Consider the following 20,756-nt stretch of genomic DNA (forward strand, 5'->3'; position numbering starts at 1 on the left):
CCTAGGCATGCTCGTGCGGATGGCGCGCTTCGATGGTTGAGCGCAGTACAAGGGTGATGACGGCGATCACCGTCAGGACTGTTGCGGCAGCAAAAGCGCCAGTGGCGTTATAGTCGTTGTAAAGCAGCTGCACCTGTAGTGGCAGGGTCATGGTTTCACCCCGGATATTGCCGGACACCACGCTCACTGCGCCGAACTCTCCAATCACCCGGGCGTTGGCCAGAATGGCACCATAGAGGAGGGCCCATTTGATTTTTGGTAGCGTGACATGGCGGAAGGTCTGCCAACCGGTGGCCCCAAGCGTCAAGGCGGCTTCTTCCTGATCCTGCCCGGAGATTTCCATCAGCGGGATCAGCTCGCGCGCCACGAAGGGGCAGGTGACGAACAGGGAGACAAGCACGATGCCGAAGAGGTTGAACATCAACTGGATATCCCAGCCATCCAGCCAACTGCCTACAACGCCGGTGGCGCCATAGATCAGCAGGTAGCAGAGTCCGGCAACGATGGGCGAAATGGAGAAAGGCAGTTCGATGATAATCTGTAGTGCGCGTCTGCCGGGGAAGCGATAATGCACAATGGCCCAAGAAACCGCGATGCCGTAGATGAGGTTGATCGGCAGCACGATGAGCGCCGTGAGCACCGTCAGCCAAATGGCGTGCAGGGTGTCCGGTGTTGTGATATTGGCGCTATAGACCTCAAACCCTTCCTGAAAGGCGCGGGCGAAGATTGCAATGACCGGTAGCGCCATGACGAGGGCGGCAAACAGGATCGCCACGACGATCAGTACTGCCCGTTTGCGCGCCTTCTGACGCAGCAAAGCCAGCACCTGAGGGTTGGTGATGGGCGGTGTGGATGATGGAGCCGACATGATCAGGAACTCCCTTTATGCAAATGCCGAGTGGCGCGGGATTGAGCGATATTAGCAGCCACCAGAACGAAGAGGGCAATCAATAGGATGGTTCCGGCAATGGCACTGGCTGCCGGGTAGTCATATTCTTCAAGTCGGATCATGATCAGAAGCGATGCGATCTCGGTCTTGAAGGGCATGTTGCCAGCGATGAAAATCACCGCGCCGAACTCGCCGAGCGAGCGGGCAAAGGCCAGTGATGCACCGGTGATGAAGCTGGGCCAGACCTGCGGAAATACCACATGGCGGAACACTTGCCAGTCGCGCGCACCAAGAGTCCGGGCCGCTTCTTCTGCGTCCGGTTTGAGGCTTTCGAGTACGGGTTGGACCGTGCGAACGCCAAAGGGCACTGAGGTGAACATCATGGCCAGCACAATGCCCCACCATGTGTAGGCCACCTTAAGACCGACCGCAGAAAGCAGAGTACCCATCCAGCCATTCTTGTCATAAAGGGCGACCAGCGCGATGCCTGCAACAGCCGTTGGCAAGGCAAAGGGCAGATCCACCAGCGCGTCGAGCAGACGTTTGCCGGGGAACTTGTAGCGCACCAGCACATAGGCGAGCAGCAAGCCAAAGACTGCGTTAAAGAGCGTCGCGAAAGCTGCTGCGCTGATCGTTACGCGGAAAGAGGCCAAGGTGCGTTCGGAGGAGATGATACGCCAATAGTCCGCAAGGCCCAACTGGCTCATTTGCCAGAAGAGACCACTGAGCGGCAGCAGGATGATCAGGCAAACAAACAGCAGACTTGTGCCCAGCGTCAGTGAGAAGCCGGGCATGACATGACGTTTGAGCCGAAAAGGACTGAGAAAGGTGCGGGGAGGCGCTGCATCTAGGTGTGTCATCTCACTGGCCTGTCTTGAGGGGAAGCAACAACAGCGGCCCGAAGCGTGGGGTGCCTCGAGCCGCGTTTGTCATTCTTTGGGCGGGATCAATTACCGGTGAAGACCTGATCAAGCACACCGCCTTCGGCGAAGTGGGTCTTGTTGGCCTTGTCCCAGCTGCCGAACACGTCTTCTACGCGGATCAGACGGACCTCGGGGAAGTTCTCGGCGTATTTCGCCTTGACGGTTTCGTTGTGAACGCGGTTGTTGAAGGAGGCAATGATGTCCTGCGCTTCTTCGCTGTAGAGGTAGTCCAGATAGGCTTTGGAGACGTCAACGCTGCCACGCTTTTCGGCTACCTTCTTTACGAGCGCCACAGGGAATTCGGCCAGAAGCGAGATGGACGGCACAACGCGCTGATATTCATCTTCGCCATATTTGGCGCGGATATTTTCCACTTCGGCTTCGAAGGTGATCAGCACATCGCCGATTTCTCGTTCAACGAAGCTGGTGGTAGCGCCACGACCGCCGGTATCAAATACGGCAACATTGCTGAGCAGCTTGCCGACAAATTCGCGAGCCTTGGCATCATCGCCACCATTCTGCTCAAGAGCATAGGCATAGGCTGCCAGATAGGTGTAACGGGCGTTGCCGGATGTCTTTGGGTTCGGGAAGACCAGCTTTACGTCATCGCGCACCAGATCGCTCCAGTCTTTGATACCCTTCGGGTTGCCTTCACGCACAAGGAAGGCGGGGAGGGAAAAGTAGGGGCTGGCGTTGTTTGGCAGATCTTGCTGCCAGCTTTTGGAAACAAACCCGCCACGGTCTGCCAAAACCTGCACATCGAGCACCTGGTTGAAGGTCACGATATCGGCCTTGAGACCCTGCATGATGGCGCGGGCCTGTTTGGAGGAGCCAGCGTGGGACTGTTTGATATCGATGTCCTGACCTGTTTTGTCTTTCCAATAGGCCTGGAACTTGGGGTTGATCGCAGCATAGAGCTCACGCGCAATGTCGTAGGAGACGTTGAGGATCTCTTTGGGAGCGTTGTCGCTTGCGGACGCGGGGGCCGTAAAGAGGAAAGCGGCGCCAACAGCGGCTAGGAGTGTTTTTCTCATGAGGTCTTGTGCCCTTCAAATTGTGGTGTTCGTTGGTAGCCAAAATAGGGTGAAGAGCGCTTTTCTCTCAAGATATCGTTGTCTGTTGTTGGTCTCGGAATTAAAAAATTTTACGCACTATGGCGCTAAATGCGCAAAGTCTTTGTTTTCCTATTTTCATTGCAGTCCAATATGGGGAATTATTTTCGTCTGTGTGGGTATGCGGTCTCTCTGCGCGCGCCATCTTGGGTCGTGTTCTTGTCACTCGTTTCGCGCGCTGGCCTGATCAATGTGCGAAATTTCATGGGCAAAGGCATGCGCTGCTGTGATAGACAGGAAAGCGAATGCTGCTTCTTTCTTTCCTTCTATGGTTTGCCGGGTGAAATCATGACCGATCCGCGATCTCTTTCTGACTCAGACCTGATGTCCCAAGCCGGTAGTGGTGCGAGGGGAATCGCTGTTGGTGATCTCAAACGACAGTTTGCAAGCGGTGAATGCGACTATTATTCCCATCGGGATCTGGAAACAGCGGTGGTTCCAAAAGAGAAAGCCTATATCTCCATCGCTACGCCAGTAGGCAAGCTCATGCTTCAAAGAGACGCGCGGGGGACGGCAGCCATGTCCCGCATGGGGGCGAAGTGGGCCCCTTTTGGTGAGCCCTATCCGCATCATTTTGGGGCGCTGAGTGACAATCGGCATGATGATACGCGCGCGCTCAATGCCTGGCTTATCTATCTTAGACAGAATGAACTGATGGGGCGTTTGCCTGCGGGCAATTACCGCACCACAGACACGCTTGATCTGTCTGGTGGCGCCTTGCAGACGCGCTGGGGCTTTGCTGGGGATGGCAAGCGGGTGACACGCATCCGGCCCGATTTTTCCGATGCATCCAGAAGCGTTATGGCCTTGCTGCAGAATAAGGCCAGTGTGCAATTTTCCGGCTTTTCCATTCAGCCGCATGATAATCAGCCTGATGATGCAATTAGTCCGGTGGGCATGCATTTTGGCCGATTGGGAAACAGCTTCTTGACCTATGTTGGCTTTTACCGGCTCAACAACAGCATTTTGCGCACAGCGCGTCTGGCCAATGTGCGTGTGCAGGATCTGGAAAGCTGGAGTTGTGGGGTCGATTTCAAATTCAAGGATACGTCTGGCATCCTCTTCACCCTGTCGGGAACCACGCTCACCGCAGATGCCGACATATTTGCCCCTGAAGATGTCGGAAAGCACTTTGTTCTAAATAGCGCAGGCTATTTGGGGCGTCGTGGTGTTTTTAAAGCGCAACGACGGCAGCGGGTTTTGGCAAAATATGCAATCGCAGAATTTGTCGATGCGCGGCGCGTGCGTGTTTCTGCCGACTTTTTGCAGGATGCAAAGGATGTCTCAGGCTACTTCGCCGCGCCACGGATTGCATCTGGACGGGGTAAGACGCTTGTTGCCGATCGGGCCTGCTTTTCTCCCTCCCATGTAGGACTGCGCATCTGGGTGGCCAATCCTGCGGCTGCGGACAAAGTGGATATCGTTACGATCAGATTCGTGCGCGATCCATACAGGATCGAAATTGATCGCGCCATTGCGGGGGAGATTGTTGATCAGGAATTCGCGGTCTGTGTTGTCGATATCAGTGATCCGGACATGCGGGTAGGGGGGAACGACTATCTGTTCCGCAATGCGCATATCGAGCATTATGCGGGTGTTGCTGTCGGGGTGCATCGGCACACGCTCGGGCGCTTTTCCGAATGCAAGTTGCATGGCGAAGTTTATAGCAACGAAGGCGTCAGCATCGCCCATATGTGGCACTCGGTTTCTGGCGGCCAGTGGGAGAGCTCCGGCTTTTTGGACCGCTCCCCGGTGGGGGAGGCGCAACTGCGTTTCTTTGATCAAAGAGGGCAGGACTGGTATTTTGACCGGCTGATCTCGACCTATATTCTCAACCAGACTGTTTTCAAATTGGGGACGTTTACAACGGCCGGAGGCTTGCTGGGGCATGTAACCGCCGGGTCGGCCTATTTCCGATCCAACTATAAAAAGGCAAATCTGCTTGCTGATCTGGTGCAGGATGCCAATGATCCGTCACGTCTGGATTTTATGGGGACGATTACGACACAGCAAGGGGAAGAAGACCCTGCAGCAACACTGCCCGATAAGGTTCAATTCGGCCTTGGTGGGGAGCTGTTCAGCTACCAGGAAGGGGCTTTTATTCCGTCCTTCTCCGATGAAAGCGGCCATACGGTTGCAATTTCTGATAAGGAGATCCATTGGCGCAAGGTGGGTGATCAGGTGACGGTGTATTTCAATTTCACCAACGATATCAATCTGTCCAGTCTGGAGGCCGCAGACACCTTGCGGATCAATTTGCCCTTTCCCGTTGCCGTGCACGCCTTTGCGCAAGCTCTTTTCACGGATGGTCCTGTGGGAGCCTTCATCATGTGGGCGTGGATGGGGAAGAATTATGCAGTCTTCAAAGACCCGTCTGACGCCAGCACCATGTCCGTTTCCGACTTCTCGTCCGGTACAGTTGATCTGGTTGGTTGCACCTTGACTTACACCACCAACAATTAGTGTTATTGGTATAGCGCGCGGCTGTCGCTGGCTTTGAAATCCAAGTGGCGGTAGAATTGGGATAATGCCCCTGCTTTTTGCGAAACCAGCCAGACGCAGATCTCTGGCGATTTTCCAGCACAATCCCTGACACACATCCTCAGAAACGGCTGCGATTGCTATCGACTTTCCTGTGTCTAGTACGTAGGTTATTGTCTCTATAGCGGCCTTTCTTGACCATTCTTCATTCCACAGAGGGTGTCTATAGGCCTTGATGAGAACTAGAGCTGCGCCTTCAAGTTGTTCGGAACCAAGGCGAATAAATCGAACTGCCTTATGGTGTCTCTATAGGGTGGATCAGAATCTGCAAGGGTGCGCGAAATCCCAGACGTGTTTCCCGGGCATGCCGAAGCATCTATGCGTTATCGTTCGATTATTTTGTATAAGGCTTTCAACTGAGCCCAACTGGAGAAGAACCATGTCTCAACCAACCACTCTTGGTATCGATCACTTGGGTCTGAGTGTAAAGGATCTTGATGCCAGCAAGGCTTTTTTTGAAAAGGCGCTAGGATGGACCCAGTTTGGCGGCAGTCCGGATTATCCGTCTGTTTATATGACCGACGGCTCCTCTAAAATTACGCTATGGCAGTGCAAAAGCGATGTGCTCAACGAATTTGACCGGCACAAGAATGTTGGTCTTCACCATCTTGCTTTGAAGGTTCCAACGGCTGACGCATTGCGCGCCGTTTTTGAAACTGTACGCTCTTGGCCAGGCGTAAAAATCGAATTTGCTCCGGAGTTTTCCGGAAACGGGCCAAAGGAACATTTCATGATTTATGAGCCCGGCGGAACGCGGCTTGAAGTGAGCTTTGACCCACGCTGATTGTTCAAAGACCATTGGCGCATTTTGTAGACGCAGTGATGCTTTTTGCCGAACAGGGGCACATTTGCATGATACGCGGTCATATCTATTCCGCTTTCATATGCTTCGTAAATGCATCACTATCGAGCACAAACAAACTAGATTCGGAAGATGATTTTGATCGAAGAAATGTCCATTCCCTCTCTGATATCCAGCGAGATCGGCTGTCAGGTAAAACAGGTCATCGCGGCAGTCGAACTCATAGACAATGGCGACACCATTCCATTCATAGCCCGCTACCGCAAGGAAGTGACTGGCGGACTGGACGACATCCAGCTGCGCAAACTCGATGAGCGGCTCATTTACCTTCGCGATTTCTCCAAACGGCGCGAAGCGGTCAAAAAAGCGATCGAGGCTCAAGGCAAGCTCACCGATGACATTCTGGACCGTCTCGGCAAGGCGACGACAAAGGCCGAGCTTGAAGACATTCATGCGCCCTTCCGCGTCAAGACGAAGACCCGAGCACAAAAAGCGATTGATAAGGGCCTGCTGCCGCTCGCGGACGCTATTCTGGCTGAGCCTCAGCGGGCGGTGGAAGAGTTGGCAGAGCCGTTTGTTGGCGAGGAAGTCGCCGACGTCAAAGTCGCTCTGGATGGTGTACGGGACATCCTGTCGGAAAGATTCTCCCTTCATCCTGATACGGCTGCAAAAATCCGCCCTGTTGTGAAGCGATCCGCCCGGCTAAAGGCCCGTGTCGTTTCCGGTAAGGAAGAGGAAGGGCGCAAATTCGCGGACTATTTCGATCATACGGAAAGCTGGGCGAAGGCTCCCGGCCACAGGGTTCTGGCCATGTTGCGCGGTCAGGACGCAGAGGTGCTGTCCATTGATATCGAATGCGATGACGAGGCGGTTGCCTTTTCCAAGTCGGCCATAGCCAACGATAATGACGTGCCACAGGGCAACGCCTTCCTCGACAAGGTCATCGACTGGACATGGAAGGTCAAGTTTACGACGCGCCTTACTCTGGAAATGACGTCCGAGATGCGCGAGCGGGCCGAGAAAGAGGCCATCGACGTCTTTGTTACCAATCTGAAGGCTCTTTTGATGGCGGCCCCTGCGGGCATGAAGACCACAATGGGGCTGGACCCCGGCATCCGCACCGGCGTGAAGGTGGCAGTTGTGGATGCTACGGGCAAGCTTCTGGCGACGAGCACTGTCTATCCTTATGCGCCACGCAATGACAAGCGCGGCACATTGGCCGAGCTTGGTGCGCTCATCAAGAGATTTGGCGTGGAGCTGATCGCTATCGGCAATGGCACGGCCTCTCGTGAGACCGACGCGCTGGTGGCAGAGTTATTATCTGACATGGATGGCAAGAAGCCGACGAAGGTCGTTGTCAGCGAGGCTGGAGCATCGGTCTATTCTGCTTCTGAATTTGCTTCTCGCGAGTTTCCCGAGCTGGATGTATCGTTGCGTGGAGCCGTGTCCATTGCACGCCGTTTGCAGGATCCGCTTGCCGAATTGGTGAAGATCGATCCCAAGGCCATCGGTGTTGGGCAATATCAGCATGATGTTGACCAAACGCGGCTGGCAAGGGCGCTGGCTGCTGCCGTAGAAGATGTGGTGAATGCGGTCGGTGTTGACGTCAACACCGCGTCGCCAGCGCTATTGTCTTATGTCGCAGGCGTGGGGCCATCTCTTGCCGAAGCCATTGTCAGCCATCGCGACAATAACGGCATCTTCACAAAACGGGCCGAATTGAAATCGGTGCCGCGGCTTGGCGCTCGCACCTTCTCCCAATGCGCCGGTTTTCTGCGCGTGAATGGAGGATCCGAGCCGCTTGATGCATCAGCCGTCCACCCGGAAGCCTACAAGGTCGCAAAGCGCATTGTCGCGGACTGCGGTCGGGATCTCAGGGACATCATGGGCGATGCCAATAGCCTTCAAAATGTCGATCCAGGCAAATTTGTAACCGGAGACTTCGGGCTTCCTACCATTCGGGATATCATCGATGAGCTCAAGAAGCCCGGCCGCGACCCACGCCCGCAGTTCAAGACAGCCACCTTCAAGGAAGGGATCAACGAGATTTCCGACCTACTTCCCGGCATGCGGCTGGAAGGCACGGTGACGAATGTTGCAGCCTTTGGTGCCTTCGTTGATATAGGCGTTCATCAGGATGGGTTGGTCCATATTTCTCAGCTATCGGACAGCTTTGTCACCGACCCTTCGAAAGTCGTCAAGGCGGGGCAAGTCGTCAAAGTGGTGGTTACCTCCGTTGACGAGAAGGCCAAGCGCATTGGCCTGTCCATGAAGTCGGCACCCGACATCGGCGAACCGGTGCGGGGAAGAAAGCCTGCGCCCAAGTCTCGCGATAAAAAGCCAGACAACAGGCGGAACAAAGCCGAGAGCATGGGGCAATTGGGAGAGGCTCTCTCAAAGGCTTTTCGTAAATAGAGATGGGTCAGTTTTCTGATGGCGTCTCGCCCAGATAAAGCCAGATAAGGGGATGGGCTCTAAAAGCCCCTCCTGCCTGTTCTTTCTATATGCGCTGTTGGCACATCGGTTTGATGTTGCCCATCAATTCAGGCTATGCGTTATGAGGCCTATCGGGACAAGTTGGAGGACTTATCCATTTATCTCTCTGTATTATGCAATTTTGGGAGCAAGGATATGTGGCACTCCGAGGAGGAGTGATGGTGCCGGCAGCAGGATTTGAACCCGCGACCCCCTGATTACAAATCAGGTGCTCTACCAACTGAGCTATACCGGCATCTCGATTGAAAAAGCTTTTATCATCAAGCTATTGGCTAGACTATCAATCATCAGAATTTTTTGACTTTTTCCACCGGTTTACAGCCGGTTTACAGTTTTTGTTCTGAAGACGTTCTTTTTCAACTTTACGGATGATGGCTGCTAACACAGCTTCCTTATTGATGTAAAGCTTAATTATCTTTTCCACATCGGCTTTTTTCCATCCAACGATGTCGGCGATCTCAATGTCATCGAGCCCGGCCATTTTGTAGTGCGTGACAGCGGTGCCGCGCAAATCGTGCATCGTTTTCTCGATGCCATGCTTGGCTGCGTGTTTTCTAAAGCTGGCTGAGAGGCCCATACCAGTCCAAGGCTTACCACGCGAGTTGCAAAGCAAGGTGGTGCTATGGATTCCATTTTCAGATTTGTGTGCTTTTATAGCATCAATCGCTGCACGCAATTCTCCAACGATCGGCACAAGGATAGTAGTTCGGCGTCCGCTCTTGCTGGTGCGCCATTCAAGGTGGCTGCTCTTGTCGGCATTGGCTGGAATGGTAACGAGATCCTCGCGGCGCAGGCCTGTCATGGTGGCGATATCGATCACCCATTTAAGGTGCTCTGGCGCGTCGGATTTAAACGCCTCGATATCTTCTTTCTCCCAGATGATATAAGACCGATCGAACTTGTGCAGGCGTTTGATTTTATGAAGGACGTGCCCGGTTATCTCGCCCTCATCAACGGCAAAATTGAGCAGGTAAACAAGTGTGCCGAGCATCTTGTCGGCTTGGCGTGGAGTCTCGCGCCACTGGTTGCGCCATGTTTTCACATCCTTGCGCATTGAACGATCTTCAAAGGCAGCGATGTCATCCTCGCCAAATTCTTCAAAAATGGCGGGGAAGGCTTCCTGATAATAGGCTTTTGTTGCTTTGGCTAGTTTCTTGAAATCCGGAGTTTGCTGTAGGCGCAGAATGAGATGGGCAATGGTGTCCTTCTCGGCGATGGGGGCTTTAAACCATGCGGCACGTGCTTCCATATAGGCGCCAACAAAGGCCGTGCACAGCGGCTCTCGTTCTGGCAAATGATCCTTGGTCCAAAAAACGGGCGCGCCCTTTTCGCGAGAAACTTTGTAGTAATAGCGCATAGTGCCATCGGATAGCTTTTTCTGATAGCGATGGATGCCTTTAATATCACCGTTGACCATTGGCCCGCGCCTGTTTTCTTGCCTGCCGTTTCTCATATGCTGTCGAGGATTGGCTTTCACTAGATGGCAGTTTGCTGAGATTGTCCAGTGCCAAATCAATGGCTTTGCGGTCATAGCGACGCGTATTGGCAACTGGGCCGGGCACTAGTCCCTGTCGAACGTAGCTGTCCAGAGTGGCGACACAGACGCCACAATAGGCAGCTGCGTCCTGTTTTGATAGGAGGCGTGGGGTCATGGTGAAGTCCTCCTCAAAAGGCCGCGACAAGCGCTTGGCTGGCAAAATAGAGGCCAAGGACGATGGTGCCGAGTGCCAAAAAGATTGCTGGGATAAGACGTTCCATTTTGCTCTCCTCAATATCCGGCATATTGGGTTTCGTCTGGGCCCGGCGGCATGTCGCCATAGGCTCCGGGGTCGGCGGGTGGAGGGCCTCCTGCTCCCTTGCTATCAAGCATGGTGAGGCTGGCGTTAAAGCCCTGCAGAACGATCTCGGTCGTGTAGTGATCTATGCCGCTATTGTCGGTCCATTTGCGAGTTGCCAGCTCGCCCTCCAGATAGGCCTTGGATCCTTTCTTTAGATATTGCTGGGCAAGTTTTGCGAGATTCTCGTTGAAGATCACCACGCGGTGCCATTCGGTGCGCTCGCGGCGTTCGCCGGTCCCTTGGTCCTTCCAGCTTTTGGACGTGGCTAGAGAAAAGCTGGCGATGGTGCGGCCTCGATCGGTGGTCCGGATATCTGGGGCCGCGCCCAGATGGCCGATGAGAATGACTTTGTTGATTGAGCCTGCCATTGTTCCCTCCTATCCTGCTTTTGCTGCCGGGTGGGTCAGCTGCGCTTCCATGGCTTCGGCCCATTGCCATGCTGCGTCCTCAGCTGGTAGGGGCTTTACCTTGCGCTTGATTGGTAGCTGCGGGGCGTGAGGGTTTCCGAACTGGCTGAGATGCTGGGCCAGTGTGTTGGTTGTTGCGTCCACCAACTCGCCGATCTCGGCCATCATCTCGGCGTAATAGCCGGGCAGGAGATAGACGAAATCAGGAAAGGAGTTTTGCGCACCGACTGTGCTGGTCGCTCTGTTCTCATGCACAATGGCCAGCAGCGGGTCGCAAACGGCCTCGGCTGCCTTATGCATCAGGCAGATCTGTTTGAGCCTCTGGGGCGCATGCTCTGCCATCAGGCAGTTGAACTGCGCCAAGCTGACTGGCTGGTCTGTGAGGTTGGCCAGCATCATGCGGCGAGCCATCAGGTGCGCCAATGCGCGCACCGGCAGCTTTGGCCTTGCTGTGGCTGTGCAGGCGAGCGCGGGCGCGCCTGGCATGGGGAATTGCTTTGTCATGATGCCTGCTCCTCGCTTGGCGCCATGCCGAGCGTATGGAGATAGAGATCAAGCAGGGTGTCTATCTCCTGTCGTTCGTTGCTATCCTGCTTGCGCATACGCACGACCAGCTTCATCACCTTGATGTTATAGCCATTGCCTTTGGCTTCGGCATAGACGTCCTTGATGTCGTCTGAGATGGCCTTCTTTTCCTCTTCGAGACGCTCGATGCGTTCGATAAAGGCTCGCAATTGTTCAGCTGCCACGCCGCCTGAGTTGGTCATGACGTCGCTCCGAAAAATGCAATCGTGATGAGGACAATGCTTGCTGTGCCAATGAGGGTGCCTACAGCGCGAAAGGCTTGTTCGACGAGATAGGGCAGCGTCTGGGCCAAGGTCTGAGACGGCGTTCGCGTTTGGATGGATGGCGGGAGATAGAGGGCGGTCATGAATGGTGCTCCTGCAAGTACAAGTATTAAAATTTTGCTTGGTATTTTTAAAAACAGCAAAATTGCAGTTATTAAAGCTGCAAATTGGCCGTTAAGTCAACTGCCAATTTGCATCTTTTGATAAGTGGTTATTCTGGCGCGCCTTATTTGACTTGAAGGGTTGTGGGGGGCGATACTCTCGATAAAGGTGTGGCGTTTCGAACGGGAGGGGAACGTCATGGAGTTTAGGCTGCAGACTCAATCAAATCCAGAATGCAATGAGGGTTGCCAAAGCGACTGCGGATAGGAAGTTTCTGGCGAGTTTGTCATAACGGGTTGCTACGCGTCGGAAGTCTTTGAGGCGACAGGTGGCATTTTCGATAAGGTGGCGATCCCTGTAACGCCGCTCATCATATTGGATTGAACGCTTGCGATTTGAGCAGCCAGGAATGACCGGGACGATGGCCGACTGACGCAAGTACTTTCGCAGACTGTTTGCGTCATAACCTTTGTTTGCGAGCAAGTATCTCGCACCTTTCAAACTGTTCAGCAATACAGGCGCAATTAGACTATCAGCAGCGTTGCCATTAGCCAACTTGAATGCAAAAGAGCGTCCAATGACATCGGTCAGAACGTGGATTTTGGTGGTTTGGACACCCCGCGACGGCCCGACCACCTGATTTTTCGCCCCTCTTTACCGCCATGGGCAGAACGGTTAGCCTTGACATAGGTGCTATCGATAGCGGTGCTTTTGGTCACGGCCCCTGAAGTTGCCAGAGCCTCAACGAGATCAACCTAGAACGGTTTGTGCAACCACCTGTTGAACCGGTTATAGATCGTTGTTGAGAGGCCATAGTCTGCAGGGCAGTTACACCAGCGGAAGCCAATTTTCAAAATATGGATGATGCCAGAGATGACCCGGCGATCATCGGCACGGTGGGCTCCTCCCTTGTTCTTCAGCAAAAGAGGCTTGATAGGAGACAACCGAAAGGTTTATAGCTTAATTCTGGATGCAACGTTTGTGTATTGGAATTAAAAATTGTTTAATGCAGAATTGATTGAGAAGGTTAGGTCTTTCCCGCAAGTCCACTCTGTTAGACCAGATTTTTTGTCTTTGTATATGACGCAGGATGTTGTTGATTTATTCAAATCTATGAATATTTATTTTGGTCGTAAAGACAACAGATTTAGACCAAACCAGCGCGTTCATTTTAAAGATTTTCTTAAAGTTGAACCTTACGCGTGCTTTCCTCAAGCAACTTGGCTTCATGATATGGGGTCTTTTTCCTACTCGGAAACGAATTTGCCCAATATAGCAAATATTGGGAGATATTGCTCCATTGCGATCGGGCTCAGCTTTTTCGGTGTACGTCACCCAATGGAATGGGTAACGACTTCATCTATTCTATATGATGTAAAAGAAGCCGATGGCTATCGATCTTTCCTAGAATCACGCCGCAGATTTGCATGTGATGATTTGGAGGTGGTTTGGCCTGATGACTTAGATCCGCCAGCACCAGTTATTGAACATGATGTATGGATTGGAAAAGATGCAACATTAGCTCGCAATATTACAATAGGCACAGGATCCATCGTCGGAGCAAACGCAGTAGTTACAAAAGACGTTCCTCCATACGCAATCGTCGCGGGAAACCCGGCAAAAATTCTACGCTATCGTTTTAGTGAAGATGTAATTGAACGCTTACTCAAGTCTCAATGGTGGCGCTATTCACCTGAAATATTCAAACTTGGTGACTTCAGGTGCCCTGAAGAGTTTCTTGATGCTTTTGAGAGCCAAGAAAGGCCAGAGGTATATAGCCCTGAGCTAATCACCGGGGATGACTTATTTAATGCAGTATATAACAGGTTTTGTTGATACTTTTACTGACAAAGCTTAAAAACCTCGCTACATTTTCCTCAATCAATAGTTGTGCATCTCTATATTCCCGGAAGGGCCAAAGTCCGATGCATTGCATCCAAAAGGAAAGTGAAAGGGCCACGACACGCCGCCAACCGTTAACGAGTTTCATTCCCAGAGCTCCTTGTAAATTCCAATCAACATGCTGGAATTCTAATGTATTGACCCATTGAAACTCTGCTCATGCTATAGATAAGGAAAATAGCGATGAGTACGACCATGGACGACAAGATCAAACGCTGGACCGAGAAGCGGAAATCCGCATTAGGCTGCAGACTCAATCAAATCCAGAATGCAATGAGGGTTGCCAAAGCGACTGCGGATAGGAAGTTTCTGGCGAGTTTGTCATAACGAGTTGCTACGCGTCGGAAGTCTTTGAGGCGACAGGTGGCATTTTCGATAAGGCGGCGATCCCTGTAACGCCGCTCATCATAGAAGACTGAACGCTCGCGATTTGAGCGACCAGGAATGACCGGGATGATGGCCGAATGACGCAAATGCTTTCGCAGACTGTTTGCGTTATAACCTTTGTCTGCGAGCAAGTATCTCGCACCTTTCATACTGTTCAGCAATACAGGCGCAATTGGACTGTCTGCAGCGTTGCCACCAGCCAACTTGAATGCAAAAGGGCGTCCAATGACATCGGTCAGAACGTAGTTTTTGGTGGTTTGGCCACGCCGCGACGGCCCGATCGCCTGATTTTTCGCCCCTCTTTACCGCCATGGGTAGAACGGTGAGCCTTGACATAGGTGCTATCGATAGCAGTGCTTTTGGTCACGGCCCCTGAAGTTGCCTGAGCCTCAACGAGATCAACCCAGAACGGTTTGTGCAACCACCTGTTGAACCGGTTATAGATCGTTGTTGAGAGGCCATAGTCTGCAGGGCACTTACACCAGCGGAAGCCCACTTTCAAAATATGGATGATGCCAGAGATGACCCGGCAATCATCGGCACGGCGGGCTCCTCACTTGTTATTCGGCAAAAGAGGCTCAATTACAGCCCATTGCGCATCCGACAACCAAAAAAGATATCCCATTAAACTCTGTAATCCTTCATTGGCTCTTAAAAACCGTGTAGCTCATTAACGGTTAGAACCTTGTGGACCTGGGTTGCATAAGTTTCTGTGCTGTCGTTGCTATACGGGTCGCCGTTTGGGCGTGTGTAGGAAATTTCCAAATGCGGATTGTGTTGATAGCAAACGACTTGGTGGCTGTTCATTGAAATGAGCCGTTTAATAAATGCTTCCCGAGTGTCTGTTGCAGCATTGTATGTTTGGATTATTACGCTATCACCAGGTCTCGCTGGGCGATGTGGATGAATAATCCTAAGGTCGCCTGGGTTGTGTTCAGGGACCATGCTATCGCCTACAACATATATGCCGTAGATATCCTTAATACCGGCAAGCGCAGGAGGTCTGCGCACGTGGTCTATTACTTCGGAGCCGATTTCAAATGCGCCAAGGGCAGAGCCAGCTGCGGTACCCAATACGGGTATGGTGCGTGGGTCTGAGAAATAGTCTGAAAAGAATGAGCGCTCAATGGCTGTTGTTTCAATTTCGCTCAGATCCGGTTGCTGACTATCGCTAAGCGTAACTCTCGCGCCTTTTATGTACTCTTTTTCATACAATGCAATTTGTTCGGGCGTTGCTTGATTGCTTTTAACGTGCTGTGCGACAGCTTCGTCCAGTTTCATCATGGATCTTGTTGAGGGGACAGATGTTGCCTTCCCGCTGAGCAGTCGCGAAAGTGTCGTTCCTGCCATTCCTGCAGAGCGAGCAAGAGGGGTCGCGTCTAGTCCTGTAATTCTCATCGCGAGTTTAATGCGCGCAATGGCGATTTCTTCTGGTTTTGTCATGATGTCTGGCTCCTGTCTGCAATTATGCAGTAAATTAAGTGTAAAATCTTGCTGCAATATTGCTTGACAAACTGCAAAATAGCTGTTTTTCTGTGCTGCAAATTAGCAGTTAAGGAGAGGCCATATGCATCCTGCAACGAAACACCCTTTGGCATCATATATTGATAGACAGGCGATTAGCTCCAAAGAAGCGGGGCGGCGGTTTGGCTGCGCTGACACGACTATACTGCGAATAATCAATCAGGCCCGCCCACCTAGCCCCAAAGTCATGCAGCGCATGATTGATGTCAGTAAGGGTGAGCTTTTGCCGAACGATTTTTACAGGCTTCCCAAAATTTCCAATCCCACCGCTGCTTGAGGTTCCCATGCATACGCCTGTCCTCTCATTGCATTCTTCTGCTAGATGCGGTGCGGTCCTTCTTCGTTCCCACAAACGCGTCTGGCCTAGTGTCGGGCCTGCCGTTGCCTCCCTTGGCCGTGCCCGACCTTTTTATCCGTCGAAGAAGTGGTCCGGAAAAATGATGTTCATGTTGTCATCAAACCAGCCCAGCTTTTTGCCTGCGTGGGAAATATTGAGCAGCAAGGCGCGCGCGACAACCGGATTCATGATCACGTCCAGCGTTTGCTGGTCTCGGGTTGCCAGACGAAGAGCAAAGACAGCACCGCCCGCAGCGACATCCAGACTTTCTGCTTCCGGGCAGGCCCGAATGTCTTCAACCTCGATTTGCGGCGGCTTTTTGTCTCTTAGCGCTCTTTCCCACGCGGCCACATGGGTTTTGTCGAAGTGCCTTGTTGTCATGCTCAGTCTCCGCGATTTGATTTTCAAGCCTCTTGTAGCTTGCGATCGTGAGGCCAGCAAGGCGCTTGCCTGTTCGATAGGCGCGCTCAATCAACCACAGCTGCTCTTCGGTTTTTCTGTTCATGGTGCTGTCCTTCCTGCTGCGACCAGTCTGCAAGACTGGTCGGCTGTTGTCAGCGAGAAAGGGGAGGGAAATTTCTCATGACCTGTGCTCGCCAATATAGCGCTGAATTTTACCTGCGCATTCGCGGTCGCTGTCGTGAGGCGACAAAAAAGGCCGGCGGAGTGGAATGTGCTGCTGGGGTTACCCGTGTCAGCACGGCACAAATGGCCCGCTATGGCCAGCCGCAGGGCGTCGACTGGATGCCGGTGGATGTGGTGGCCGATGTTGAAAAGGATATCGGCGAGCCGGTCGTTAGCCGCGCATTGGCGCAGGCGCTGGGCTATGAGCTGGTGAAACTGCCCGAGGGGCATTGGGAAGGCGACATCAATCAGCAGCTCGCCGCGATGCTCAAGGAAGTGGGCGATGTCGTCCAGAAGATGGGGCAGGCGCTGGCCGATGACGGCTGCATTTCCAAGGATGAAGCGCGGCGACTGTGCCTGCGTAAAGAGGTGGCTGATCTGTTGCAGGTTGGCGTCGGCATGGACATGGCAATCAGGCAAATCGAGGAGGGCGAGTAGATGCTTTTGAGTAAAAAGGAACGGGCAAATATTCGCCACAGGCTGCGGATCGGCAACAGCGTCAAAGTCATTGCGCTTAACTATACCGGTCTCAAGGGCATTCGCGAAGAAATCGAGGATATTCAAGCTGAGATGAAGCGTGAAAAGCTGGAGGCCGGTCGGTCTGTCATGCGGGTGCCGGATGTTTCACAATTGCCGAAGCTGGCCAGTCAGCGTGTCGTCTTCGAGGAAGGCAGAGAGGGCTGGTTCAGGAGCCTGGATACGTCTCTGCAGCGGCTGGTGCGCGAAGCTTGCGATTATCATGATATTGCACTCAGCCAGTTCATGCGGGCCAAGAATGGCCGCCAAGCGCGCAAGATGGTGGCTCACGCCATGCGCTTCCGTTGGGCCATGACATACGAACAAATCGCCGAGCAGCTCTGCTGTTCTTATTTCACGGCTCAGAGCTTGTGTCGTGAATGGAAAGGCAAATCTGCGGTGTCCACACCGGACATGCCAGAAATGCCACGGCAGATTGCGGCCATGGTGCGCGCTGCTGCCGGAGAATATAGCACGACGGAATGGGCCATCATGAAAGGCATTGGCTTGCACAATGTCGGTGATCAGGCGCGCAAATCCATCGCTTTCAAGCTCTATTGCTCAAAGGGCTGCCTGAAAGCCCAGATCAAGGATTGGCTCGCGTGCGATAAAGCGACCGTGACCTCGATGATTAAGGCACATGCCACAGCTAAGGGCGTCTCTCTGACCGAGGTTGAGAATATGCACGCTGAAGCTCTTGAAAAGCGGCGCCCATCGCGCTGCCAGATTGCGGCGGAGTAACCCTCATGAAAACGCGACCATCAGGGGCGGGCTCGTTCCGCCCGCCAATCGAAGTGCGCCCATGGGCAGACCCTGTCAGCGGCAATCGGCTGTTTATCGTCAATGGGCCAATGCAGGTGGCCAATCCCGGCACGCGAATGCTGTCTCTTGGTGAGATGCAAGATCTGCGCGACAAGGTTGATGCGGTTTTGGCAAAGGAGGCAGGGCAATGATTACACGCCGCCAATGTCTCGCCAATGATTTGCAGATCGCTTTTACAATCCTGTTTTGCCTTGTGCTTGTCGTCCTCCTTTTCACCAGCGCTGCCTGCTGGGCTGTGTGGATCTGGGAGGCGCTGTGATGCTTGATCTGTTCCCTGAGAGCATCGCGCCGGACCTTGCTCCAATATTCATAGATAGCTTTGCCGGAGGTGGCGGGGCGTCTACTGGCATCGAAATGGCCATCGGGCGCTCGCCTGATTTTGCCATCAATCACGATGCTGCTGCTTTGGCCATGCATGCAGTCAACCATCCGACAACGCGGCATTTGCTTTCTGATGTCTTCGCGTTGGATATCCGCTCCTACACTCTGGGCCGTGAGGTCTGGGGGCTGTGGGCGTCTCCTGATTGCACGCATTTTAGCAGGGCTCGAGGCGGCAAGCCAACCAGCAAGCGGGTGCGTGGCCTGGCATGGGTGATTGTTGAATTTGCGCAAAAGCTTGGGCCAAATCGGCCAAGTGTCATCTGGATGGAGAATGTCGAAGAGTTTCTCACGTGGGAAGACTTTGAAAGTTGGAAGACTGCCCTTGAGACGCTCGGCTATCGTTTGGAATGGAAAGCCCTGCGTGCCTGTGACTATGGCGCGCCGACCATTCGTAAGCGGCTGTTTATCATCATGCGGCGCGATGGGCGCAAAATCCGCTGGCCAGAGCCGACCCATGGTGCGCCTGATAGTGATGGTGTTCTCTCTGGCAAGCTAAAACCATGGCGCACAGCGGCGGACATTATCGACTGGTCGCAGCCTTGTCATTCCATCTTTCTGAGCAAGGAAGAGGGACGGGCCGTTGGTGTCAAGCGTCCGTTGGCAGAAAACACGCTCAAGCGCATTGCCGCTGGAATCAAGCGTTTCGTGATCGATGCCAAGCGGCCTTTCATCCTCAATATGAGCCACGGCGGGCGGCTGGAACCGCTCGACGAACCTGCCAGAACGATCATGACCGAGAAGGGCGGCTCAAGAGTTCTTGTCGTGCCTTCGCTTGTGCAGTCTGGTTATGGAGAAAGAGCTGGGCAAAAGCCCCGTTCTCTGGATATTCAAGCCCCCTTGGGAACGATTGTTGCGGGTGGTGGGAAGCATGCTCTTGTTGCTGCTTTTCTTGCCCAACACAATAATGATTCCAGACGAATTGGTGGCGTTAATCCGGGCCGGTCGGCGCATGATCCTGTATCGACGATCACGACGCGAGGAACACAAACGCAGCTTGTCTGCTCCTCCATGGTCAGCATGCGCGGCACAGCTGATAGCCAGATCGACAAAACGGCCATGGATGTGCGGGGGCCGGTGCCGACCATTTCTGCAGGCGGAAATCATGCCGCCGAGGTTCGAGCGTTCCTGATCAAATATTATGGGGCCGGTGTTGGCCAAAGCGCAAATGAGCCGCTTCACACGATCACGACGAATGACCGCTTCGGGCTAACTCAGGCTGTAACGCTCTCCGCTCTCACAGAAGAGGATCGCTATAATGCATGGTGGGTTGCTCGGTGGTACGAGCAGTTTGAGCCAGACGCGGGCTGCAGCAACCTGTGGGGACTGATGCGACCCGCTGCCTTGATCGTTGGAGATCATTGCATTGTCGATGTCGGCATGCGGATGCTCACCCCGCGTGAGCTGTTTCGCGCGCAAGGCTTCCCTGATGATTACAAAATCGATGTTGACCACAACGGGCGCAAGCTGAGCAAGACAGAGCAAATCGCCAAGTGTGGCAATAGTGTCTGCCCTCCAGTCGCTGAGGCTATCGTGCGCGCTAATATGCGGGGTGTGGCATGACCCTCCACCTCGCCGATGCCCGAAATGTGACTGTGCGCGATGCTGCTTTGGTGGCGACTGACCCGCCTTATAAGCTGACGGGTGGTGGCCGGTCGCCGAATCCGAAAGCCATGCGAGGCGGCTGGCTGAAGGATTATGACAACAAAGGCCAGCCCGTTACCTGCAATATCGATTGGCCGGAGATCATGGATATCTGCTACCAGTCGCTTGCGGCGCAATCGCATGCTTATGTCTTTGTGAATGACAAGAATATGCACCCGGCGCTGACTGCAGCCCTCGCGGCAGGGTTCCGCCTTCACAATATCCTGACCTGGTACAAGCGCACGGCCACAGCCAATCGCTGGTACATGAAGAACGCCGAGTTCATCCTGTTTCTCGGCAAGGGACCGGCCTTCAAAATCAACAATTGCAGCTCCATGGCCTGCCTCGAGATGTATTGGCCCGATGAGACCAATCACCCGACCGAGAAGCCTTGGCCGCTCATCGAGCGCTACATCCGCAACAGCTCCGAGGCTGGCGCGCTGGTGTTTGACCCGTTCGCGGGCTCCGGCTCGACTGGCGTGGCCGCCGCGAAAAACGGGCGCGACTTTATCGGCGTTGAAATCGAACAACAATGGTTCGATGTCGCCTCGGCGCGCATCGCCAAGGCCGAACGTGAATTTTCAATTTTTGGTAGGGGGGGGCAGGCAAGGCGATCTGCTCTCTGCCCAGTTGACCAAACAGCTTGAGTTTTAGGAGGGGATGT

The 20,756-nt window shown here is 53.5% G+C and carries 21 protein-coding genes, 1 tRNA gene and 2 pseudogenes; 10 read left to right on the forward strand and 14 right to left on the reverse strand.

Translation table 11 applies throughout. The features are described 5' to 3' along the window. Position 1: 1 nt before the first annotated feature. From cysW to cysP, 3 genes are all read right to left on the reverse strand, one after another. Positions 2 to 841: a sulfate ABC transporter permease subunit CysW gene (gene cysW / locus ACKPCT_RS02990; protein ID WP_407652476.1), complete on the reverse strand. Its 840-nt coding sequence runs from the start codon at positions 839 to 841 to the stop codon at positions 2 to 4. A gap of 29 nt (positions 842 to 870) precedes the next feature. After that, positions 871 to 1,749 carry a sulfate ABC transporter permease subunit CysT gene (cysT, locus tag ACKPCT_RS02995; RefSeq protein WP_319568338.1) on the reverse strand — a complete coding sequence of 293 codons (879 nt, stop codon included), beginning with the start codon at positions 1,747 to 1,749 and terminating at the stop codon, positions 871 to 873. An 86-nt stretch (positions 1,750 to 1,835) separates the two neighbouring features. Continuing rightward, positions 1,836 to 2,846, reverse strand: a complete 1,011-nt coding sequence (gene cysP, locus ACKPCT_RS03000) for a thiosulfate ABC transporter substrate-binding protein CysP (RefSeq protein WP_319568339.1) — start codon at positions 2,844 to 2,846, stop codon at positions 1,836 to 1,838. 237 nt (positions 2,847 to 3,083) lie between these two features. Here cysP and ACKPCT_RS03005 point away from each other — a divergent pair, with 237 nt between their 5' ends. From ACKPCT_RS03005 to ACKPCT_RS03015, 3 genes are all read left to right on the forward strand, one after another. Beyond that, complete coding sequence (locus ACKPCT_RS03005; RefSeq protein WP_319568340.1) at positions 3,084 to 5,387, forward strand: hypothetical protein; 2,304 nt, start codon at positions 3,084 to 3,086, stop codon at positions 5,385 to 5,387. 457 nt (positions 5,388 to 5,844) lie between these two features. Next, positions 5,845 to 6,249 (forward strand): VOC family protein, encoded by a 405-nt coding sequence (locus ACKPCT_RS03010; RefSeq protein WP_090074985.1) that lies wholly within the window; start codon positions 5,845 to 5,847, stop codon positions 6,247 to 6,249. A gap of 150 nt (positions 6,250 to 6,399) precedes the next feature. Next, positions 6,400 to 8,682 (forward strand): Tex family protein, encoded by a 2,283-nt coding sequence (locus ACKPCT_RS03015; RefSeq protein ID WP_319568341.1) that lies wholly within the window; start codon positions 6,400 to 6,402, stop codon positions 8,680 to 8,682. A gap of 240 nt (positions 8,683 to 8,922) precedes the next feature. On the opposite strand, the gene ACKPCT_RS03020 is transcribed toward ACKPCT_RS03015, so the two are convergent. The 8 genes and pseudogenes from ACKPCT_RS03020 to ACKPCT_RS03055 form a co-directional block, all read right to left on the reverse strand. Then, a tRNA-Thr gene (locus ACKPCT_RS03020) sits at positions 8,923 to 8,998 on the reverse strand. Positions 8,999 to 9,043: 45 nt separating this feature from the next. Then, positions 9,044 to 10,180 carry a tyrosine-type recombinase/integrase gene (locus ACKPCT_RS03025; RefSeq protein WP_319568342.1) on the reverse strand — a complete coding sequence of 379 codons (1,137 nt, stop codon included), beginning with the start codon at positions 10,178 to 10,180 and terminating at the stop codon, positions 9,044 to 9,046. Continuing rightward, on the reverse strand, positions 10,167 to 10,415 hold the full coding sequence (locus tag ACKPCT_RS03030; protein WP_319568343.1) for a hypothetical protein: 249 nt from the start codon (positions 10,413 to 10,415) through the stop codon (positions 10,167 to 10,169). Before ACKPCT_RS03030 ends, ACKPCT_RS03025 begins: the two co-directional genes overlap by 14 nt. Positions 10,416 to 10,531: 116 nt before the next feature. Beyond that, positions 10,532 to 10,969: a single-stranded DNA-binding protein gene (ssb, locus tag ACKPCT_RS03035; RefSeq protein WP_319568344.1), complete on the reverse strand. Its 438-nt coding sequence runs from the start codon at positions 10,967 to 10,969 to the stop codon at positions 10,532 to 10,534. Between the two features lie 9 nt (positions 10,970 to 10,978). Beyond that, on the reverse strand, positions 10,979 to 11,512 hold the full coding sequence (locus ACKPCT_RS03040) for a hypothetical protein (RefSeq protein ID WP_319568345.1): 534 nt from the start codon (positions 11,510 to 11,512) through the stop codon (positions 10,979 to 10,981). After that, positions 11,509 to 11,775 (reverse strand): DUF2312 domain-containing protein, encoded by a 267-nt coding sequence (locus tag ACKPCT_RS03045; RefSeq protein WP_319568346.1) that lies wholly within the window; start codon positions 11,773 to 11,775, stop codon positions 11,509 to 11,511. Before ACKPCT_RS03045 ends, ACKPCT_RS03040 begins: the two co-directional genes overlap by 4 nt. Beyond that, positions 11,772 to 11,939: a hypothetical protein gene (locus ACKPCT_RS03050; protein WP_319568347.1), complete on the reverse strand. Its 168-nt coding sequence runs from the start codon at positions 11,937 to 11,939 to the stop codon at positions 11,772 to 11,774. The genes ACKPCT_RS03045 and ACKPCT_RS03050 overlap by 4 nt, the downstream gene beginning before the upstream one ends. A gap of 241 nt (positions 11,940 to 12,180) precedes the next feature. After that, positions 12,181 to 12,902 (reverse strand): annotated as a pseudogene (locus tag ACKPCT_RS03055) (IS5 family transposase). A 55-nt stretch (positions 12,903 to 12,957) separates the two neighbouring features. Here ACKPCT_RS03055 and ACKPCT_RS03060 point away from each other — a divergent pair. Next, the gene (locus ACKPCT_RS03060) at positions 12,958 to 13,794 is read left to right on the forward strand and encodes a CatB-related O-acetyltransferase (RefSeq protein ID WP_319568348.1); all 837 of its coding nucleotides are present in this window, start codon (positions 12,958 to 12,960) and stop codon (positions 13,792 to 13,794) included. Positions 13,795 to 14,117: 323 nt separating this feature from the next. Here ACKPCT_RS03060 and ACKPCT_RS03065 read toward each other — a convergent pair. The 3 genes and pseudogenes from ACKPCT_RS03065 to ACKPCT_RS03075 all read right to left on the reverse strand — a co-directional run bounded on the left by ACKPCT_RS03065 (position 14,118) and on the right by ACKPCT_RS03075 (position 16,489). After that, positions 14,118 to 14,872 (reverse strand): annotated as a pseudogene (locus tag ACKPCT_RS03065) (IS5 family transposase). Between the two features lie 26 nt (positions 14,873 to 14,898). Continuing rightward, positions 14,899 to 15,690: a S24 family peptidase gene (locus ACKPCT_RS03070; protein WP_319568349.1), complete on the reverse strand. Its 792-nt coding sequence runs from the start codon at positions 15,688 to 15,690 to the stop codon at positions 14,899 to 14,901. A 490-nt stretch (positions 15,691 to 16,180) separates the two neighbouring features. Further along, a complete protein-coding gene (locus ACKPCT_RS03075; RefSeq protein ID WP_319568350.1) occupies positions 16,181 to 16,489 on the reverse strand; it encodes a hypothetical protein in 309 nt (102 codons plus the stop codon). 201 nt (positions 16,490 to 16,690) lie between these two features. Here ACKPCT_RS03075 and ACKPCT_RS03080 point away from each other — a divergent pair, with 201 nt between their 5' ends. From ACKPCT_RS03080 to ACKPCT_RS03105, 6 genes are read left to right on the forward strand one after another with little or no spacing between them, the layout of a single operon-like run. Then, complete coding sequence (locus ACKPCT_RS03080; RefSeq protein ID WP_319568351.1) at positions 16,691 to 17,170, forward strand: phage regulatory CII family protein; 480 nt, start codon at positions 16,691 to 16,693, stop codon at positions 17,168 to 17,170. Then, a complete protein-coding gene (locus ACKPCT_RS03085) occupies positions 17,171 to 17,989 on the forward strand; it encodes a hypothetical protein (RefSeq protein WP_319568352.1) in 819 nt (272 codons plus the stop codon). Between the two features lie 5 nt (positions 17,990 to 17,994). Then, positions 17,995 to 18,201 (forward strand): hypothetical protein, encoded by a 207-nt coding sequence (locus ACKPCT_RS03090; protein ID WP_319568353.1) that lies wholly within the window; start codon positions 17,995 to 17,997, stop codon positions 18,199 to 18,201. Then, on the forward strand, positions 18,198 to 18,329 hold the full coding sequence (locus ACKPCT_RS03095) for a hypothetical protein (RefSeq protein ID WP_319568354.1): 132 nt from the start codon (positions 18,198 to 18,200) through the stop codon (positions 18,327 to 18,329). The genes ACKPCT_RS03090 and ACKPCT_RS03095 overlap by 4 nt, the downstream gene beginning before the upstream one ends. Continuing rightward, positions 18,329 to 20,011 (forward strand): DNA cytosine methyltransferase, encoded by a 1,683-nt coding sequence (locus tag ACKPCT_RS03100; RefSeq protein WP_319568355.1) that lies wholly within the window; start codon positions 18,329 to 18,331, stop codon positions 20,009 to 20,011. The genes ACKPCT_RS03095 and ACKPCT_RS03100 overlap by 1 nt, the downstream gene beginning before the upstream one ends. After that, positions 20,008 to 20,739, forward strand: a complete 732-nt coding sequence (locus ACKPCT_RS03105) for a DNA-methyltransferase (protein ID WP_319568356.1) — start codon at positions 20,008 to 20,010, stop codon at positions 20,737 to 20,739. Before ACKPCT_RS03100 ends, ACKPCT_RS03105 begins: the two co-directional genes overlap by 4 nt. Positions 20,740 to 20,756 lie beyond the last annotated feature (17 nt).

This window comes from Cohaesibacter marisflavi (assembly GCF_963665895.2).
Lineage (GTDB): Bacteria > Pseudomonadota > Alphaproteobacteria > Rhizobiales > Cohaesibacteraceae > Cohaesibacter > Cohaesibacter marisflavi.